Source organism: Rhizobium sp. NFR07, from assembly GCF_900111905.1.
In the GTDB taxonomy this organism is placed as follows: domain Bacteria; phylum Pseudomonadota; class Alphaproteobacteria; order Rhizobiales; family Rhizobiaceae; genus Neorhizobium.
In genome coordinates, this window is the sequence record NZ_FOKM01000002.1 from 605,395 (window position 1) to 623,206 (window position 17,812).

Below are 17,812 nucleotides of genomic sequence, written 5' to 3' on the forward strand. Positions count from 1 at the left end.
GACGGAGCAGAGACGAAATGCAGCCAAGAATTGCTGTCGTGGAAGACGAGGAGGCGCTGAGCGTCCTCCTCCGTTATAACCTTGAGGCCGAAGGCTACGAGGTCGAAACTATCCTCAGGGGTGACGAAGCCGAGATCAGGCTGCAGGAACGGGCGCCCGACCTTCTGCTCCTCGACTGGATGCTTCCCGGCGTTTCCGGTATCGAGCTGTGCCGTCGCCTGCGCATGCGGCCCGAAACCGAGCGGCTGCCGATCATCATGCTGACGGCACGCGGCGAGGAAAGTGAACGGGTTCGTGGCCTCGCCACCGGCGCAGACGACTATGTGGTAAAGCCCTTCTCGACGCCGGAACTGATGGCCCGCGTCAAGGCGATGCTGCGTCGCGCCAAGCCGGAAGTTCTCTCCAGCGTCCTGCGCTGCGGCGACATCGAGCTCGACCGCGAGACCCATCGCGTTCATCGCAAGACCCGCGAAGTGCGCCTCGGCCCGACGGAATTCCGCCTGCTGGAATTCCTGATGACCTCGCCGGGTCGCGTCTTCTCGCGTTCGCAGCTCCTGGACGGCGTCTGGGGCCACGACATCTATGTCGACGAACGCACCGTCGACGTCCATGTCGGCCGCCTGCGCAAGGCGCTCAACTTCTCCAACATGCAGGATGTCATCCGCACCGTTCGCGGCGCCGGCTATTCGATGGAAGCCTGATCCGGCGAAAACCTGCTTCGAATGAATTCAGCCCGGGAGCGGTCGCCGTTCCCGGGCTGATTTGTTTTGTTGTCGGCTGATCAGGCTTCGGCCTTCTCCCGCCATTCCGGCAGCGGAAACACGCGGTCATAGGCCCAGTTGAAGACGAAGGCATAGACCAGGTAGAAGAGCGCAAACGAGATATCCATCACCAGCGCATGCCAGATGGTCACGCCGAGATACCAGGCGATGAACGGCAGAAGCACGATAAGCAGTCCGAGTTCGAACAGGACGGTATGGATGACCCTGAGCGGGAGCGTCTTCTCGGTGCTGCCGCGCAGTCTCTGCATCAGGTGGTCGAAACCGAGATTGTAGACATAGTTGAAGATCGTCGCGAGCGTCGAAGAGACGATGCCGATGACGCCCATATGTTCGATGGGCATGCCGAATAGGACCGCGCTGAACGGAATGAACAGGGCAAGTCCGATGATTTCGAAGCTGATGGCGTGGCGGATGCGGTCACGTGTAGTGCGCATAATCTCTGACCCCTTGGGTTCTGCCGGGTCGTCCCGGCGATTGCACCCATGCTGGGGGAGGTCGTCCTCGCAGGCACTAGATAGGCGTTCGTTTGCCGGTGGGCAAGCTGCAACTTGGCAAGGCAGCTTTGCGCAGAGGGGCAGGCATTGACCACAGGCACAAAAAAAGCGGGCCTGAGCCCGCTTTCATAATCTCGCAAATTGCCTGATCAGGCACGCGCCGCCGATGCCTTGCGGCGATCGTGAACCGGCTGGTAGGCCAGCTTGGCGTGATAGGTGCAGTAGGGCGAATTGTCCGGGCTTTCGCAGCCGCAGAAGTGGAAATCGTCGGTCAGCGGGTCGCCGACCGGCCACTTGCAGGTGCGTTCGGTCAGCTCGGTCAGAGCCAGCTTGCGGGAGATCGGCAGCACGACGTTGGACGCCGGGCGGTAGACCAGTTCCTGCGAAGCTTCGAATTCGACCTCTTCCTTCAGGGCGGTCGCACCGACCGGACGGGCTACCGTGCGGGTCGCGGTGCGCGCTGCGAAGGTCTGCGGACGGGGAGCGGCCGCCGGGCGCTTTACCGCGCGGTTGGTGGCAACGGTTCCGCCGGCTTTCGCTCGGCCCGGAAGGTTCAGGCGATGGACCTTGCCGATGACGGCATTGCGGCTTACACCGCCCAGTTGTGCCGCGATCTGGCTGGCGCTCAGGCCTTCCGACCAAAGTCTCTTGAGTTTTTCAACGCGCTCGTCCGTCCAGTTCATGCCCGTTCTCCGCCGTTTGAACGTTTAGGCATGCAGAATCCCTCACCGTTGCTACGGAAGTCATTCCGCAACAGGCACTATATCTATGCTTTTGGTGACTAGTTCCGCCGCATGCAGTCTAGTAATTGATCTTTAACCTAGTAGCAGGCGGACTCCGTGGCAAGAGTCGGGCGAATCGACGTGAATCGATTTCTCGGTTTTCCCCAACTTGCTTCCCCGAAGAGTCATTTTTGTCACAGCCGACGGTGGTGTCATTGGGTGCTGATAGCCCTGATTTTCCGCGGCTTTTGTTGACATTCCGGCACTGAGCTAAGATAGTGCCCCCGCCGCCCCGAGGGCGGCATTTTGATTTTTTGCAATGTCCTTTGCCAAAGGGACGATGACTACCTCAGGAGTGATGTCGCCATGGCTGAATCTGCGCTTTTCGACACTTTTGCCCGGGCTCCGCTGCGCTTCGAGCGCGGTGAGGGCGTTTGGCTCGTGACGGAAAGCGGCGAGCGATATCTCGATTTCGGCGCCGGCGTCGCGGTCACCTCCTGCGGTCATGCCAATCCCCATCTCGTGAATGCGCTGAAGTCGCAGGCAGAGAAGGTCTGGCACCTGTCAAACCTCTACGAGATCCCGGAGCAGGAGCGTCTTGCCCGCCGCCTGACGGAAGCCACTTTCGCCGACAAGGCCTTCTTCACCAATTCGGGTGCGGAAGCGCTGGAATGCGCCATCAAGACGGCGCGTCGCTATCACTTCTCCAAGGGCCACCCGGAAAAATTCCACATCATCACCTTCGAAGGCGCATTCCACGGCCGCACGATCGCGACGATTGCCGCCGGTGGCCAGGAAAAGTACATGGAAGGCTTCGGTCCGAAGGCCCAAGGCTTCGACCAGGTTCCGTTCGGTGATCTTGATGCTCTGAATGCGGCGATCAACGAAAACACCGGCGCCATCCTCATCGAGCCGATCCAGGGCGAGGGCGGCGTACGTCCCGTGCCGAAGGAATTCATGCGCGAACTTCGTCGTATCTGCGACGAAAAGGGCCTGCTGCTGATCCTCGACGAGGTTCAGACCGGCGTCGGCCGCACGGGCAAGTTCTTCGCCCATGAATGGTCCGGCGTCACGCCCGATATCATGGCGATCGCCAAGGGCATCGGTGGCGGCTTCCCGTTCGGCGCTTGCCTTGCGACCGCCGAGGCGGCTTCCGGCATGAAGCCCGGCATCCACGGCACGACCTATGGCGGCAATCCGCTGGCCATGGCCTGCGGCAATGCCGTGCTCGATATCGTTCTGGCCGACGGATTCCTTGAAAACGTCCGCGATGTCGCACTCGTCTTCTGTCAGGGCCTTGCCGCGCTCAAGGATCGCTTTCCGGAAGTGATCGAAGATATCCGCGGTGAAGGCCTGCTGCTCGGCATCAAGGCAAAGCCGCCGGCGGCCGAACTCGTGGCGGGCATGCGCAACGAACACATGCTGGCAGTTCCGGCAGGCGACAATGTCGTCCGTCTTCTGCCGCCGCTCACCGTCACTGCGGAAGAAGCACGCGAAGGCTTGGCCCGCATCGAGCGTGCCGCCGAAGCGCTTACCGCCGAACAGCTCAAGAAAACCGCCTAAGCGGATATCAGAGAGGGTACCTTTTCCGGTTCCCTCGGATAGGGAACCAGTCAATGGCATCACCGAAGCATTTCCTCGATCTTTCCGCCGTTTCGTCGGCTGACCTGCGCGTCATGCTGGATGACGCAAAGGTGCGCAAGCAGGCCACCAAGGCCGGCACCGCCGACAAGCCGCTTGCCGGCAAGATGCTGGCAATGATTTTCGAGAAGCCCTCCACCCGCACCCGCGTTTCCTTCGATGTCGGCATGCGCCAGCTCGGCGGCGAGACCCTGTTCCTGTCGGGCACCGAAATGCAGCTCGGCCGGGCGGAGACGATCGGCGACACCGCCAAGGTCCTGTCGCGTTATGTCGATGCCATCATGATCCGCACTACCGAGCATGCGCGCCTGATGGAAATGGCCGAGCATGCGACAGTGCCGGTCATCAATGCGCTCACCGATCTCACCCATCCCTGCCAGATCATGGCCGACCTGATGACCTTCGAGGAACATCGCGGTTCGGTCGAAGGCAAGACGATCGCCTGGACGGGCGACGGCAATAACGTGCTGCATTCGCTGGTCGAAGGCTCGGCCCGTTTCGGCTACCGAATGAACATGGCCGTGCCGATGGGCTCGGAGCCGGACGACAAGATCCTCAACTGGGCCCGCGACAATGGCGGTAATATCATGCTCTGCCATGATGCCGAGCGTGCGGTCGACGGCGCCGATGTCGTCGTCACCGATACCTGGGTGTCGATGAACCAGGAGCACAAGGCCCGCGGCCACAACATCTTCCAGCCGTACCAGGTGAACGAGGCACTGATGAAGCGTGCCAACCAGGATGCACTCTTCATGCATTGCCTGCCGGCACATCGCGGCGAGGAAGTCACCAACGAGGTTATCGATGGACCGCAGTCGGTCGTCTTCGATGAGGCGGAAAACCGCCTTCATGCACAGAAGTCGATCCTTGCCTGGTGTTTTGGCGTCGTCTGAGCGGCAAAATCACCCGATCTTGAACTGACCTGAAGCCGATACCATCTGTCGGCTTTCAGTCTGCGCCTTACTCGTGTAATCGGCGCTTCAACACACATTGCCGATACCTTTCCGGCGGCCAGCGGTTCCGCTTGCCTTGCCGTTTGTGTAAAGGTCGGGGGCGAGACCCCAGGTGATCGGCGCGAAGGAGAGAATGATGGCGGAAGCGATTGTGGAACTGAAGGATCTCCACTTTGCCGGTGATGATCGCGTTGTGCCGTTCCAGGTGGAAGGGCTCGATGTGCGCGGCCGCGCGGTGCAGATGGGACCGCTCCTGAACGCGATCCTGGGCCGGCATGACTATCCCGCGCCGGTCGCGCGCCTGCTCGCCGAGGCAGTCGTGCTGACGGCCTTGCTGGGGACTTCGCTGAAGTTCGACGGCAAGTTCACCATCCAGACCAAGGGCGACGGCCCGGTCGATCTTCTGGTTGCCGATTTCTCGACGCCGGACTCCCTGCGCGCCTATGCCCGTTTCGACGAGGAAGCGCTGGAGGCCGCGGTCAAGGACGGCAGGATTTCGCCGCCTGAGCTTCTCGGGGAGGGCGTGCTTGCTTTCACCATCGACCAGGGTCAGGGCATGCAGCCCTACCAGGGTATCGTGCCGCTCGACGGCTCGTCGCTTGAAGAAATCGCCGGTGTCTATTTCCGTCAGTCGGAACAGATCCCGACGCGCGTGCGCCTCGGCGTCGCCGAACTCTTCGACCGTGACGAGGATGGCAAGCCGCGCCACAACTGGCGGGCCGGTGGTCTGATCGCCCAGTTCCTGCCGCAGGCCCCCGAGCGCATGCGCCATCCGGACCTCCATGGCGGCGATGGTGACGAGCGCGATACCGATCTCGCCGACGACGCCTGGAACGAGGCCCGTACTCTGGTCGAGACGATCGACACCGACGAGCTGACGGATCCGCAGGTCGCCATCGAGCGGCTTCTCTACCGGCTCTTCCACGAGCGCGGCGTGCGGGTATACGAGCCGCAGACGGTCTTAGACCGCTGCAGCTGCTCGCGCGACAAGATCAAGGGTGTTCTCGACGGCTTCACGGCCGACGAGATCAGGGACACCCAGGAAGATGGCCAGATCGCCGTCACCTGTGAGTTCTGCTCGACGACCTATCGCTACGAAGTCTCGGAATTTGTCGCAGCCTGAAATGAATCCAGCCTTGGCCGCGTTCTCAGTTGAGGACGCGGACGATGCCCGGTGAATCCAGCGAGAAGGCGGGGATGTCGACCTTGAACACCTCGCCTTCGTCCGTCTGCATGTCGTAATGGCCGAACATCATGCCCGAAGGCGTATCAAGCGGGCAGCCGGAAGAATATTCGTAGGAATCGCCCGGCTTCAGGCTCGGCTGTTCTCCGACGACGCCGAGGCCGTCCACTTCGTCCACCAAGCCGTTCTCGTCGGTGATGTGCCAGTAGCGATGCACCAGTTTCACCGTCAGCATCGAGTGGTTCTCGATCACGATCTTGTAGCCCCAGACATAGCGGCTGTCTTCCGGGCTGGATTGCTCCTCCAGATAGAACGGCTCTACGACGACTTCTATGTCTCTTGTCCGGGCGCGATACATGGACAACACCTCAACTCACTCGTGTCGGATATTGTACAGGGCGCCTCAAACGTCAAGAAAACTCACGGCTTAGGCGCTAAGCCGTGAAACGTTCTTGAAATTAGGGATAACTGATATGGTGAATCCCACTATTCTGGGATCCACCACTCCGAAGGCCCTGCCGTAGTGCTAGATCGCGGCCAGCGCCTTGGCGAAATCGTCCAGGATGTCCTGGGCGTCTTCGATGCCTGCCGAGAAGCGTACTGTGCCCGGCGAGATGCCGAGTTCGGTGCGCGCTTCGTCCGTCAGGTTCTTGTGCGTCGTCGTGCCCGGATGGGTGATCAGGCTGCGGGTATCGCCGAGATTGTTGGAAATGGTCACCACTTCCAGCGCGTTCTGCAGCTTGAAGGCCGCTTCCTTGCCACCCTTCAGCTCGAAGCAGACCAGCGTCGAACCGCCGGTCATCTGCTTGGCGATGATGTCCGCCTGCGGATGATCCTTTCGGCCGGGATAGATGACCTTGGCGACCTGCGGCTGTTCGGCCAGGAAGTCCGCGATCTTGGAGGCGTTTTCCGTCTGCTGCGCAACGCGCAGCGGCAGGGTCTCGAGCCCCTTGATCAGCGTCCAGGCGGTGAACGGCGACATGGCCGGGCCGGTATGGCGATAATAGTCCTGCAGATGCTCGGTGACCCACTCGCGGTCGGAGAGGATGACGCCGGCAAGGCTGCGGCCCTGGCCGTCGATATGCTTGGTCGCCGAATAGACGACCACATGCGCGCCGAGTTCCAGCGGTTTCTGGAAGAGCGGCGTGGCGAACACGTTGTCGACCACGACACGCGCGCCGATCTGGTTCGCGAGCGCAGCCACGCCGGCGATATCGATCACCTCGAGCGTCGGGTTGGTCGGGCTTTCCAGGAAGAACACCTTGGTATTCGGCTTGATCGCCTTTTCCCAGTTGGCGAGATCGCGGCCGTCGACCAGCGTGCATTCGATGCCGTAGCGCGGTGCAAGCGTCTCGACCACCCAGCGGCAGGATCCGAACAGGGCGCGGGCGGCGACGATGTGGTCGCCGGCGCGAAGCTGGCAGAGCAGGGCGGCGGTGATGGCGGCCATGCCGGAGGCGGTGGCGCGGGCTTCTTCCGCACCTTCCAGCGCGCACATGCGCTTCTCGAACATGTCGTTGGTCGGGCTGCCGTAGCGGGCGTAGATATAGCCCTCGGTCTCTCCCTTGAACCGCGCCTCGGCGGATTCGGAAGAGTCGTAGGCGAAGCCTTGCGTCAGGTAGATCGCTTCCGACATCTCGCCATATTGCGAGCGCAGCGTGCCGCCATGCACGAGCGTGGTTGCGGGACGCCAATTCTTGTTCGGGATCTTGCTCATGTACTGACCACCTTCGTGATACAAAAAAACCGGTCGCAAAAGCAGACCGGTTCTGAACCCGGTCTTTTTAGCCACTTGTTTAACGTGGCTGCAAGCCGACCGGCCAAATCACCACGGGATAACACTGCCTTAATCCCGCTCCGTGCTTGCGTCAACGGTCGCGATTTTGTTTTTGTGTTGCACTTGATATTCGGGACTATGGCGATGGACAGGACGACGGGAATTCTGGCGGACCGCGCGATTGCGGCGCTCTTCGATAGCGGACGGCTGAAAACCGAGCGGGAACTGGATAGTGACCAGATCCAGCCGGCAAGCCTAGACCTGCGCCTCGGTACCAAGGCCTATCGTGTCCGCGCGTCCTTCATGCCGGGTCCGAACAGCCTCGTCTCCGACAAGCTGGACCGGCTGAAATTGCATGTCGTGGACCTGTCCGAAGGCGCCGTTCTGGAAACCGGTTGCGTCTACATCGTGCCGCTGATGGAGCGCCTCGATCTGCCGGCAGACATGTCGGCCTCGGCGAACCCGAAGAGCTCGACTGGCCGTCTCGACATCTTCACCCGCGTCATCACCGACTATGCGCAGGAATTCGACAAGATCCCGGCTGGCTATTCCGGGCCGCTTTATCTTGAGATTTCGCCGCGCACCTTCCCGATCGTCGTGCGCCAGGGCTCCCGCTTGTCGCAGATCCGCTTCCGCATCGGCAATGCGCTGCTGACCGAACCGGAACTGTTGAACCTGCACGAGACCGAAACGCTGGTTGCGGCTTCGAAGCCGAATGTCTCCGGCGGCGGTATCGCGCTCTCCATCGATCTGGCCGGCGACAAGGACGGCCTGATCGGCTATCGCGGCAAGCACCACACCGCCGTCGTCGATGTCGACAAGAAGGCGCAGCACGACATATTCGACTTCTGGGAGCCTCTCTACAGCCGCGGCCGCAACGAACTGATCCTCGATCCGGACGAGTTCTACATCCTCGTCTCCCGCGAGGCCGTGCATGTGCCGCCGCTCTACGCGGCCGAGATGACCCCCTTCGATCCGCTGGTTGGTGAATTCCGCGTCCACTATGCCGGCTTCTTCGACCCGGGCTTCGGCCACGAGGCAGCCGGCGGCCGCGGCAGCCGCGCCGTGCTCGAAGTGCGCAGTCACGAGGTGCCCTTCATCCTCGAAGACGCCCAGATCGTCGGCCGCCTCGTCTACGAGCACATGCTGGAGGCGCCGGGCGGGCTCTACGGCTCCGGCCTCGGCTCCAACTACCAGGCCCAGGGCCTGAAGCTCTCGAAGCATTTTCGCGGCTAAACCCTGTACGATCGCGGCCTGCAAGATCAGATGCAGGCGGCGGCCTTGACAGAACCGGGTCGTTGCTGGAAACCTGCTTGGTACAGGCGGGTGTAGCTCAATGGTAGAGCAGCAGCTTCCCAAGCTGAATACGAGGGTTCGATTCCCTTCACCCGCTCCAGCTATCCGTACAGACTGATACTAGAGTGCTGCTGACGGTCATACCGTCGAGCGGGAACTCCTTCGCGAACCATCCGCCGCGAAGGAGTGCTTGTCTTGCAGCATTATTCGGCGGCGATCGCCGTCTTGCCGGCATTGAGAGCCATCAGATTTTTGGCGCGCTCAAGGCTTGCCGGCTGCTCTGCGTGGTAGCGGCGGCCGATTTCCATCATCAGGACCGTGTCCGGCAGGAAGGTCAGTTCGGAAAAGATGTCTTCCCAGTCGATATCGCCCCAGCCGAGCGGCATATGCAGGTCACCGATGCCGAGGGCTGTGTTTTCCTGCGGGTGATAGGCCTTGTAGAAGGCCTGCGGGCGGCCGAACGAGTCATGCACATGAAGGTGTCCGGCAACCGGCGCCATGGCGCGCAGCTCGTCGCGGAAGTTCAGGCCGCGATAGGTGCTTTCGATATAGGCGTGGCTGAAATCGATCAGCGCCACGAGATTGGGATGGTTGACCGCCTTCACCGTCTCGGCGACCTGGGTCGGCGTTTGGCGATACTGGCCGGGTTCGGTGGAGAAGATGTTCTCGAAGGCGATGCGCACGCCATAGGGCTTGCAGACTTCGGCAAGCTCGAACAGGGCCTCGCGCTCCCTGGCGTCGGCCTGCGCCCGCTCGTCGATCTGTTCGGCGCGCAGGTTGCCGCCGTGCTGCACGAGAATACGTGCGCCGATCCGGTCGCAGATCTGCGCCAGCGCCTTGGCGGCGTCGATCTGGTAGCGGCAGGTCGTCGGGTCCATGAAATTGGAGGAAACGAGACCGTGCACGGTGTAGCGGAAATTAAACTGCTTGGTCAGGGCGACGAGGCGCGAAACGCGTTCCTCGATGATCCTGCCGCCGGCGATCAGGTCGAGGCTCGTCAGGCCGAGTTCGACCGTGTCGACGCCGATATCGGCCAGCACGCGCAGTTCCTGCTCGAGGCTGGCGATTTCCCCGTCTTCCGAACCGGCATTGAAGCCGGTGGCGATGATATTACCCATTGTCTGTCTCTCCCTGTCAGGCCGGTTCACGGTGCGATTGAATGTTGTGGCGCAGTTTCAGTGCGAGGTCCGGGCTGTCGGAGGTCAGGTGGCCGATGCCGCGCTCCAGCCAGGGCAGCATCAGTGCCTCCTCGTTCAGTGTCCAGACGCAAAGCCGCTCCAGCGGCAGTTTTGCGGTGATCAGATCCCACTCGGCGGCCATCAGTTCGTGATGGATGGCAACGATCGCTGCGAGACCCTCGACATTGTCCAGGAAGGTCTCAAGGCCGCCCTGCTTCGCTGCCCATTCGGCATTGACCGAGACGAGGCGGGCAATGTTTGGCGCGACGCGGCGGCATTCTTCCAGCACGGTCACGTCGAAGGAGGTCAGGTGGCAGCGGTCGGCCAAGCCGAAGCGCTCGATCTCGGCGACGACCTTTTCGGTGATGCCCGGATAGGGCTGCTTCGCCGCATCCGATTTGATCTCGACATGCAGTTGCTTGCCGTCCTTTTCGGCCAATACGGCCAGCACATCGGCAAGCGTCGGCACGGTGTCGGCCGTGCCTTCCAGATGCGTTTCGCCGCGCATGTCAGGCGTCAGTACACGCACTTCGCCGGTCTTGTCCGTCGTGCGGTCCAGCGTCGCATCGTGGATGACGATGAGCTCGCCGGCATCGGTGAGGTGCACGTCGAATTCCACCGCGTCGACGTCCAGCGCCAGCACGTTGCGGAAACCGGTCAGCGAGTTTTCCGGCCAGATGTTGCGGGCGCCGCGATGGCCGGTGATCTTTGTCTTCGTCATGCGAAATATCCTCAGGGAATGAAGAGAGATTATCGAAGGGTGGGGTCGAGCTTGTCGCGCAGCCAGTCGCCGACGAGCGAGATGGAAAGCGTCGTCATCATGATCACGAAGGCGGGCGCCAGCATGATCCACGGTGCGCGCGTCAGGTATTCGCGGCCGAAGCCCACCATGTTGCCGAGGCTGGTTTCCGGCGGCTGCACGCCGAGACCGAGGAAGGAGAGCCCGCTTTCCATCAGGATGATTTCCGGGAAGGTAAGCGTCATCGACACGATCAGCGTCGAGGCGACGTTGGGCAGGATATGCTTCATGTAGACGCGCATCGGTGTTGCACCGAGCTGCACCACGGCCGAGGCATAGCCTTGTGCGCTTGCCGAGATGGCGAGACCGCGGGCGATACGGGCGTAACGTTCCCAACCATAGAAACCCATCAGGCCGATCAGCAGCGGCATGGACGAGCCGAAGAAGGCGAGAACCGCCAGTGACATGATGAGGAAGGGGAGTGCGGCCTGGAAATCGGCCAGAACGAGCACGAAATGCTCGACAGCGCCGCGGAATTTTGCCGCCGCAAAGCCGAGTGCCGTGCCGAAGACGGCGGAGATGATCGTCGCGCCGAAGGCGATCGCCAGCGACACGCGGATCGACTGGATGAGACGCGAAAGCACGTCACGGCCGAGTTCGTCGGTGCCGAGCAGATGCAACGGATGGCCCGGCATCGACAGGCGGGCGCGAAGATCCATGGCTGTGATGCCATAGGGCCGGATCAGGTCGGCGAAGAAGGCGACGAACACCATGGCGGCGAGCCAGAAGATGCCGAGGCCGACGGAGAAGGGCACTTTGCGCACCTGCTTGATGAAGCGGGTGAAGAGCGGAAGTTCGGGTGATTGCGGGCGGGTGGCGTCTACGATGGTCATGGTCGTCCTCCTCCTTAGTGAGCGCTCTGGGCGCGAAGCCGGGGATCGAGCCAGCCGTAGAGCAGGTCGACGATCAGGTTGGAGACGACCATGGTGGCGGCGATCATCAGCAGGATGCACTGGACGACCGCGAGGTCGCGGTTGGTGACGGAGACCACCAGCAGGCGGCCGATGCCCGGCCAGGAGAAGATCGATTCCACCACCACGGCGCCGGCAATCAGCGAACCGACCATGAAGCCGACGATGGTGACGATCGGCACGGCGGCGTTCGGCAGCGCATGGCGCCAGACGACGTCCTGCCACGGCATGCCCTTGGCCGACGCCGTGCGGATATAGGGCTGGCCCATCACCTCGATCATCGCGCTACGCGAAAAACGGGCGAGGATGCCGATGCCGCCGATGCTCATCGTCAGCGTCGGCAGGATGCCGTGCTGCCAGGTATCCTGCCCGCCGGAGGGTAAGAGGCCGAGCGTGATCGAGAAGATCAGCACGAGCAGCAGGCCCATGACGAAGGAAGGGATGGTGAAGCCGAAGATGGCGGCGAGGATCACGCCGCGATCGACCGCGCTCTGGCGGTGCAGGGCGGCATAGACGCCGGCCGGAATACCGATCACGACCTTGAGGAACAGCGCCGGAATGGTCAGCTGAAGGGTCGCCGGTATGCGGTCGATGACGAGCTGCATGGCCGACGCCTTGTCGCGCATCGAGACGCCGAAATCGCCGGTGAAGATCGCCTTGATATAGGCGAGATACTGGATCCACAGCGGCTGGTCGAGGCCCCAGGCCTTGCGGAAGGCATCGACGGATTCCTGCGGCACGTCGGGGCCGAGCATGACCTGGGCCGGATCGCCCGACATGCGCAGCACGACGAAGGCGAAGGTCAGCACCGCGAGAATGGTGATCAGCGCGCGCAGGAGGCGGATGGAAACGAAACGAAGCATCTTCTGGGCGCTCCTTATGCTGCGACGGGCTGGTCGACGCCGGCCACCATGTGGCAGGCGGCGGTGCGGCCATCCGCGACCTGGCGAAGCGGCGGCACGCTGCTGCGGCAGATATCGGCCGCCAGCGGGCAGCGTGGATGGAAGGCGCAGCCGGACGGGCGGTTGGCCGGGTTCGGCGGCTCGCCCTGCAGGATGACGCGGCCCTTGAGCGGCTTGCCCGGCACCGGCACGCTGGAAACCAGCGCCTTGGTATAGGGATGCAGCGGCGAGGCGAAGATCACGTCGGAGGACGCTTCCTCGACGATGCGGCCGAGATACATCACCGCCACCCGGTCGGCGATGTTGCGCACCACCTTCAGGTCGTGGCTGATGAACACCATGGCGATACGGTTATTCTCTTGCAGGTCGCGCAGCATGTTGACGACCTGCGCCTGGATAGACACGTCGAGCGCCGAGACCGGTTCGTCGCAGACGAGCAGTTTCGGTCGCGCGGCAAGGGCACGGGCGATGACTGCACGCTGGCGCTGGCCGCCGGAAAGCTCGTGGGGATAACGATCGGCCTGATCGGGACGCAGGCCGACAGCGGCCATCAGTTCGGCCACGCGGGTGGCGCGATGTTCCTTCGGCACCAGCTTGTGGATCGCAAGCGGCTCGGCGATCTGTTCGGCGATCGTCAGGCGACGGTCGAGTGCTGCCAGCGGGTCCTGGTAGACGAGCTGCATTCTGGCCCTGAGCGCCCGCCATTCCGGCGTACCGAGCTTCGGCATCGGTTGGCCTTCGAAAAAGGTCTCACCTTCCTGCGGCGGATCGATGCCGAGCAGCATGCGCCCGAGCGTCGACTTGCCGGATCCGGATTCGCCGACGATGCCGAGCGTCTCGCCCGGCATGACGGTCAGGTTGATCCCGTCGACTGCCCGCACCGGCGTCACCTTGCCGAACATGCCCTGGCGCGTCTCGTAAGTCCTTACCAGCTCTTTCGCTTCGATCAGGGGAGCGGTCACGATGCGGTCTCCAATAAGCATGTCTCGGTCTGACGGGTCTCATCGGATGAATTCAGGCCCACCGGGTGGAAGCAGGACAGAAGCCGGCCGTCGCCCATCGACAAAAGCTCCGGCCGGCGGGTGCGACAGTCGACGGCGGCATGCGAACAGCGGGGCGAAAAGGCGCACCCTTCCGGCAGATGGCGCGGATTGGGCACCGTGCCGGGAATGGGGATCAGCCGCTCACGCGGGCCATCGAGCCGTGGAATGGCGTCGAACAGGCCGCGCGTATAGGGATGCTGCGGATTGTCGAACAGCGCCTCGATCGTACCCTGCTCGACGATGCGGCCGGCATACATGACGCAGGCGCGTTCGCAGACCTGGGAAACGGCGCCGAGATCATGGCTGATGAAGATCGTCGCCATGCCGGTCTCGGCGCGAAGTTCGATCAAGAGGTCGAGGATCTGTGCCTGGATCGTCGCGTCGAGCGCCGTCGTCGGCTCGTCGGCGACCAGCAGATCGGGCTCGCCGGCAAGCGCCATCGCGATCATCAGGCGCTGGCACTGGCCACCGGAAAATTCATGCGGGAAGAGGTCGAAGCGACGGCGAGCGTCGGGAATGCCGACCATGTCGAGCAGCCTGAGCGCCTCGGCTTTCGCCGCCGCGCCGAGAAGGCCGCGATGGATGGCGAGCGCCTCGGTGATTTGCCGGCCGATCCGCAGGACGGGATTGAGCGAGCTCGATGGATCCTGGAAGATCATCGCGATACGCTTGCCGCGCACGCCTTCGAGAACCGTCCGGGCTTGCCCAAGGATTTCCTGGCCGTCGACGCGCACGGATCCGGAGATCGTCGCCTTGCCGGGCAGGAGGCCGAGTGCGGCAAGCCATGTCACGGATTTTCCGCAGCCGGATTCGCCGACAAGGCCGATCGCCTCGCCTCGGGCCACGTCGAGATCGATGCCGTGCAGGACCTTGACACCGTCGAAAGCGACCTTGAGATCGCGCAGTTCCACGAGATTGGAAGCCATCGGAGCTCATCTCCATTTCTAGAGCAGTTCCAGCAAAAGTGCGAAGCGGTTTTGCGTCCGGAACTGCGTCAAATCAACGAGATAGAGTGGGTTCGCGATTCGGAGAAAAGCGGAACTACTCTAGAATAGAAGACGCCGGCCGCTTGGGGGCGGCCGGCGCGGGATCGAACGTGCTTAGGCGTTCCAGTTCGAAGCGCGGAAGTCCATCGCGAAGGCCGGCGCGGCCTTCCACTTCAGCGACTTCTTCATGCCGGTGAACACGGCGTTCTGGTGCAGGACCTGGTAGACCGGGTCTTCGCGCTCGGTGATTTCCAGAATGCGGGCAATCGCCTTCTTGCGCAGGTCGCGGTCGGTCGAGGTCTCGAGCACGAGGGAGAGCTTGTTGACCTCCTCGTTCGCCCAGTCCTTCTTCTGCTGGATTTCGCCGTTGGGCCCGAACTGCACGACCATCGGGGTGATCGGGTCGTTGATCGTGTTGGAGGCGGACCAGTCGCGCACGCCCTTAACGCCCTGCGGGTCGTGGATCTGCGCCCAGTTTTCCTTCATCTGGATCTCGACGTTGAGGCCGACCTGCTTCCACATCTCGACCATGATCTGCGCATTGGCAGTCTGGTTGGTGTAGTAATTGTTGAGCAGGCGATATGGGATCGCGTCGCCCTTGTAGTTCGCCTCGGCGAGCAGCTTCTTGGCCAGTTCCGGATCGAATTCCGGTGCCGTCCAGCCGTCGATGAACATGTTCGAGGTCTTGAAGGATTCGAACTGCAGGCCGGCGGGAACCGCGGTCTGGCCGGCCCAGAGAGCCTCGACGATCGCCTGGCGGTCGATCGAATGGGTCATGGCGCGGCGAACCAGCGGGTTGGCGAGGATCTCGTTCTGGGTGTTGAATACCGAGACGCGGTGGTTCCAGATGGTCGAGCTCTGGATTTCGAGGCCTGGAGCGTTCTGGATGGCCGAGATCTGGTCCGGCGGCAGGTCGCAGGCGAAGTCGTATTCGCCGGACAGCAGGCCGTTGACGCGGGAAGCCACTTCCGGAACTTCGAGGAAACGGATTTCCTGCAGCGGCGGGCGTCCACCCCAGTATTCGTCGTGGGCGACGAGCGTCAGCGAGACGTCCGGCTTGAATTCGCCGACCATGTAGGGGCCGGTGGTGATCGGCTTGCGGGCCCAATCCATGTAGCTCTTGGCTTCGTCCCAGGCGCGACGGCTGGTGATCTGGCTGCCGCCGGAATAGAGGCGGCCTTCGAGCGTCACGTCCGGCGTCGTATTGTGGAAGCGGACGGTGTACTTGTCTACGGCTTCCACACCGGCAAGTGCCGGCCACAGGCGACGGCCGACGCCCGGAACGATCGCCGGCAGTTCCTTGACGGTGGCCGGCTTGTTGTCGGCTTCGAAGATCGTCTTGCCGCCGGCCGGTTCGGTATTGCCGAACACGCGTTCCTTGGAGAAGGAGAAGACGACGTCTTCAGCCGTCATCTCGTCGCCATTGTGGAACTTCACGCCTTCGCGCAGCTTCAGTTCCAGCGTCTTGTCGTCGATGCGCTTCCATTCGGTGGCGAGACCCGGAACCGGACCCTGGTTGCCCATCCAGTCGCGGTTGATCAGGCCTTCCCAGAGGTTCGGGTAGAAGATGCGTTCGCCGACGTTCGACTGCTCGTTCCAGATGTCGAGCGTGTTGTTGTTGGTGATCTTCTGGACCGCGATGGTGATCGACGGGCGGGCGCCCTGGGAAAACGACATGCGCGGCAGAATGATGCTGCCAGCTGCGGCCGACATCAGGCCCAGCGCATGGCGACGGTTGATGGATAGCATGGATTTCTCCTATAGAGAGCAACGACAATGCAGGTACACGGCGTCGATCGCGAAGGCTTTGTGCCGTCGCGTCAGGCGTCGCATGAAATCGACAGATGAATTTTCCGTCGGCGGGCTGTGATCGAATAAAGCCGCTTTACCGCCCCGCCGGCTTGGCGTAGCTCTAGGTTACAAATGTTACGCTCATGTGACATTTGGGAGGGGGTGTGTATGGCAAACCAGCAGCATATGGTGCGGGCGTCCTGGCTCTATCACGTCGAGGGACTGACCCAGGCGCAGATTGCCGAGCGCATGCTCCTGACCCGTCGCAAGGTCAACGAACTGCTCGCCGCAGCGCTCGACCAGGGCATCGTCAGGATCAGCTTCAATTCGCCGCTTGCCGAAAATGTCGAGCTGGAGGCTGATCTCCGTAGCCGTTTCGGCCTGCAGGATGTGGTCATCGTTCCCACCCCTGCCGATCCCGGCCAGATGCATGTGGTGATGGGCCGTGCCAGTGCTATGTTTCTCGAACAGCTGATCCAGGCGAGCGAACCCGCCTCACTCGGCGTCGGCTGGGGCGCGACGCTGCGGGAGACAGTGCATCACATGGCGCCGGCCAATGTGCCCGATGTGAAGGTCCGTTCCATGATGGGCGGCCTGACACGTGGCTCGGAGATCAACACGTTCGAGATCGTCCGCCGCTTCGCTCAGGTTCTCAATGCCCAGTGCCACTACCTGGCCGCGCCGATCTATGCCGACGACCCGGCCTCGCGCGACACGATCGTGGCGCAGACGGTGTTCCAGGGCCTGCTGAAGGAGGCCGCGACCGTCGATATCTCGTTCCTCAGCGTCGGTGATGTCACGCCGCAATCCCTGCAGGTGCGCTACGGCCTGCCGCCGAACACCGATATCGATCAGCTCGTTGCGGCGGGCGCGGTGGGCGACCTGCTCGGCCGTTATGTCGATGCTGAGGGCAGGGAGCTTGACCACCCGCTCAACCGTCAAGTCATCTCGCCGGAGCTCGACGATTACCGAAAGATCCGCACCCGCATCATCGCCTCCGGCGGCGCCCACAAGCGGGTGATCCTGCGGGCCTGTATCGAAGCTGGTCTCGCGACTGCCATCATCACCGATTCCGATAATGCGGCCTGGCTCTTGGGCCGCACGCCCTGAACGGAAAATGCCCGGCTGATGATCAGCCGGGCATTTCGATATCCGCCAGTTATCGATAGTCGATCAGAACACCGCCAGATAGCGCAGCAGCGAGATGATGCCGATGATGATCACGATCACCTGGGCGATCTGCTTGGCGCGGCCATCGATCGGCAGGCGCGCGATCAGATAGAGCACGAGGACGATGACAAGGAATGTTATCAATAGGCTGATCAGGATCGACATGCTGGGGTGCTCCTCAAAA

The 17,812-nt window shown here is 62.4% G+C and carries 18 protein-coding genes, 1 tRNA gene and 1 riboswitch; of the genes, 7 read left to right on the forward strand and 12 right to left on the reverse strand.

The annotated features are described in order from the left end of the window. Positions 1-17: 17 nt before the first annotated feature. Positions 18-701, forward strand: a complete 684-nt coding sequence (phoB, locus tag BM216_RS06565) for a phosphate regulon transcriptional regulator PhoB (RefSeq protein ID WP_092996750.1) — start codon at positions 18-20, stop codon at positions 699-701. Between the two features lie 80 nt (positions 702-781). Here phoB and BM216_RS06570 read toward each other — a convergent pair whose 3' ends face one another. Together BM216_RS06570 and BM216_RS06575 are read right to left on the reverse strand one after the other, a co-directional pair. Next, positions 782-1,216 (reverse strand): PACE efflux transporter, encoded by a 435-nt coding sequence (locus BM216_RS06570; RefSeq protein WP_092996753.1) that lies wholly within the window; start codon positions 1,214-1,216, stop codon positions 782-784. 209 nt (positions 1,217-1,425) lie between these two features. Continuing rightward, positions 1,426-1,959 carry a GcrA family cell cycle regulator gene (locus BM216_RS06575; protein WP_092996756.1) on the reverse strand — a complete coding sequence of 178 codons (534 nt, stop codon included), beginning with the start codon at positions 1,957-1,959 and terminating at the stop codon, positions 1,426-1,428. Positions 1,960-2,364: 405 nt separating this feature from the next. Here BM216_RS06575 and BM216_RS06580 point away from each other — a divergent pair, with 405 nt between their 5' ends. The 3 genes from BM216_RS06580 (at position 2,365) to BM216_RS06590 (ending at position 5,715) form a co-directional block, all read left to right on the forward strand. Further along, on the forward strand, positions 2,365-3,561 hold the full coding sequence (locus BM216_RS06580) for an aspartate aminotransferase family protein (protein ID WP_092996759.1): 1,197 nt from the start codon (positions 2,365-2,367) through the stop codon (positions 3,559-3,561). A gap of 53 nt (positions 3,562-3,614) precedes the next feature. Beyond that, positions 3,615-4,532 carry an ornithine carbamoyltransferase gene (gene argF / locus BM216_RS06585; protein WP_092996762.1) on the forward strand — a complete coding sequence of 306 codons (918 nt, stop codon included), beginning with the start codon at positions 3,615-3,617 and terminating at the stop codon, positions 4,530-4,532. Positions 4,533-4,728: 196 nt separating this feature from the next. Then, positions 4,729-5,715 (forward strand): Hsp33 family molecular chaperone, encoded by a 987-nt coding sequence (locus BM216_RS06590; RefSeq protein WP_092996765.1) that lies wholly within the window; start codon positions 4,729-4,731, stop codon positions 5,713-5,715. Between the two features lie 25 nt (positions 5,716-5,740). Here the strand turns inward: BM216_RS06590 and apaG are convergent, their stop codons facing one another. Beyond that, positions 5,741-6,133: a Co2+/Mg2+ efflux protein ApaG gene (gene apaG / locus BM216_RS06595; RefSeq protein ID WP_092996768.1), complete on the reverse strand. Its 393-nt coding sequence runs from the start codon at positions 6,131-6,133 to the stop codon at positions 5,741-5,743. A gap of 168 nt (positions 6,134-6,301) precedes the next feature. Then, positions 6,302-7,492 carry an O-succinylhomoserine sulfhydrylase gene (locus tag BM216_RS06600; RefSeq protein ID WP_092996771.1) on the reverse strand — a complete coding sequence of 397 codons (1,191 nt, stop codon included), beginning with the start codon at positions 7,490-7,492 and terminating at the stop codon, positions 6,302-6,304. A 46-nt stretch (positions 7,493-7,538) separates the two neighbouring features. Then, a riboswitch (SAM riboswitch) is annotated at positions 7,539-7,617 on the reverse strand. A 79-nt stretch (positions 7,618-7,696) separates the two neighbouring features. On the opposite strand from BM216_RS06600, the gene BM216_RS06605 reads away from it, so the two are divergent. Then, positions 7,697-8,788, forward strand: a complete 1,092-nt coding sequence (locus BM216_RS06605) for a 2'-deoxycytidine 5'-triphosphate deaminase (RefSeq protein WP_092997020.1) — start codon at positions 7,697-7,699, stop codon at positions 8,786-8,788. Positions 8,789-8,874: 86 nt separating this feature from the next. After that, positions 8,875-8,948: transfer RNA gene (locus BM216_RS06610), tRNA-Gly, on the forward strand. A gap of 103 nt (positions 8,949-9,051) precedes the next feature. Here the strand turns inward: BM216_RS06610 and BM216_RS06615 are convergent. The 7 genes from BM216_RS06615 to BM216_RS06645 form a co-directional block, all read right to left on the reverse strand. Continuing rightward, complete coding sequence (locus tag BM216_RS06615; protein WP_092996774.1) at positions 9,052-9,966, reverse strand: TIM barrel protein; 915 nt, start codon at positions 9,964-9,966, stop codon at positions 9,052-9,054. Between the two features lie 16 nt (positions 9,967-9,982). Further along, complete coding sequence (locus BM216_RS06620) at positions 9,983-10,747, reverse strand: glycerophosphodiester phosphodiesterase family protein (protein WP_092996777.1); 765 nt, start codon at positions 10,745-10,747, stop codon at positions 9,983-9,985. 29 nt (positions 10,748-10,776) lie between these two features. After that, positions 10,777-11,658 (reverse strand): ABC transporter permease, encoded by an 882-nt coding sequence (locus tag BM216_RS06625; protein WP_092996780.1) that lies wholly within the window; start codon positions 11,656-11,658, stop codon positions 10,777-10,779. A 14-nt stretch (positions 11,659-11,672) separates the two neighbouring features. Further along, the gene (locus tag BM216_RS06630; protein WP_092996783.1) at positions 11,673-12,599 is read right to left on the reverse strand and encodes an ABC transporter permease; all 927 of its coding nucleotides are present in this window, start codon (positions 12,597-12,599) and stop codon (positions 11,673-11,675) included. Between the two features lie 14 nt (positions 12,600-12,613). Next, positions 12,614-13,600, reverse strand: coding sequence for an ABC transporter ATP-binding protein (locus BM216_RS06635; RefSeq protein WP_092996787.1), 987 nt, complete (start codon positions 13,598-13,600; stop codon positions 12,614-12,616). Continuing rightward, positions 13,597-14,607: an ABC transporter ATP-binding protein gene (locus tag BM216_RS06640; protein ID WP_092996790.1), complete on the reverse strand. Its 1,011-nt coding sequence runs from the start codon at positions 14,605-14,607 to the stop codon at positions 13,597-13,599. Before BM216_RS06640 ends, BM216_RS06635 begins: the two co-directional genes overlap by 4 nt. Positions 14,608-14,781: 174 nt before the next feature. After that, positions 14,782-16,416 carry an ABC transporter substrate-binding protein gene (locus BM216_RS06645; protein ID WP_092996793.1) on the reverse strand — a complete coding sequence of 545 codons (1,635 nt, stop codon included), beginning with the start codon at positions 16,414-16,416 and terminating at the stop codon, positions 14,782-14,784. A 210-nt stretch (positions 16,417-16,626) separates the two neighbouring features. Here BM216_RS06645 and BM216_RS06650 point away from each other — a divergent pair, with 210 nt between their 5' ends. Further along, complete coding sequence (locus BM216_RS06650; protein ID WP_092996796.1) at positions 16,627-17,568, forward strand: sugar-binding transcriptional regulator; 942 nt, start codon at positions 16,627-16,629, stop codon at positions 17,566-17,568. Between the two features lie 63 nt (positions 17,569-17,631). Here BM216_RS06650 and BM216_RS06655 read toward each other — a convergent pair whose 3' ends face one another. Further along, complete coding sequence (locus BM216_RS06655) at positions 17,632-17,793, reverse strand: Thivi_2564 family membrane protein (RefSeq protein ID WP_092996799.1); 162 nt, start codon at positions 17,791-17,793, stop codon at positions 17,632-17,634. Positions 17,794-17,812: the final 19 nt, after the last annotated feature.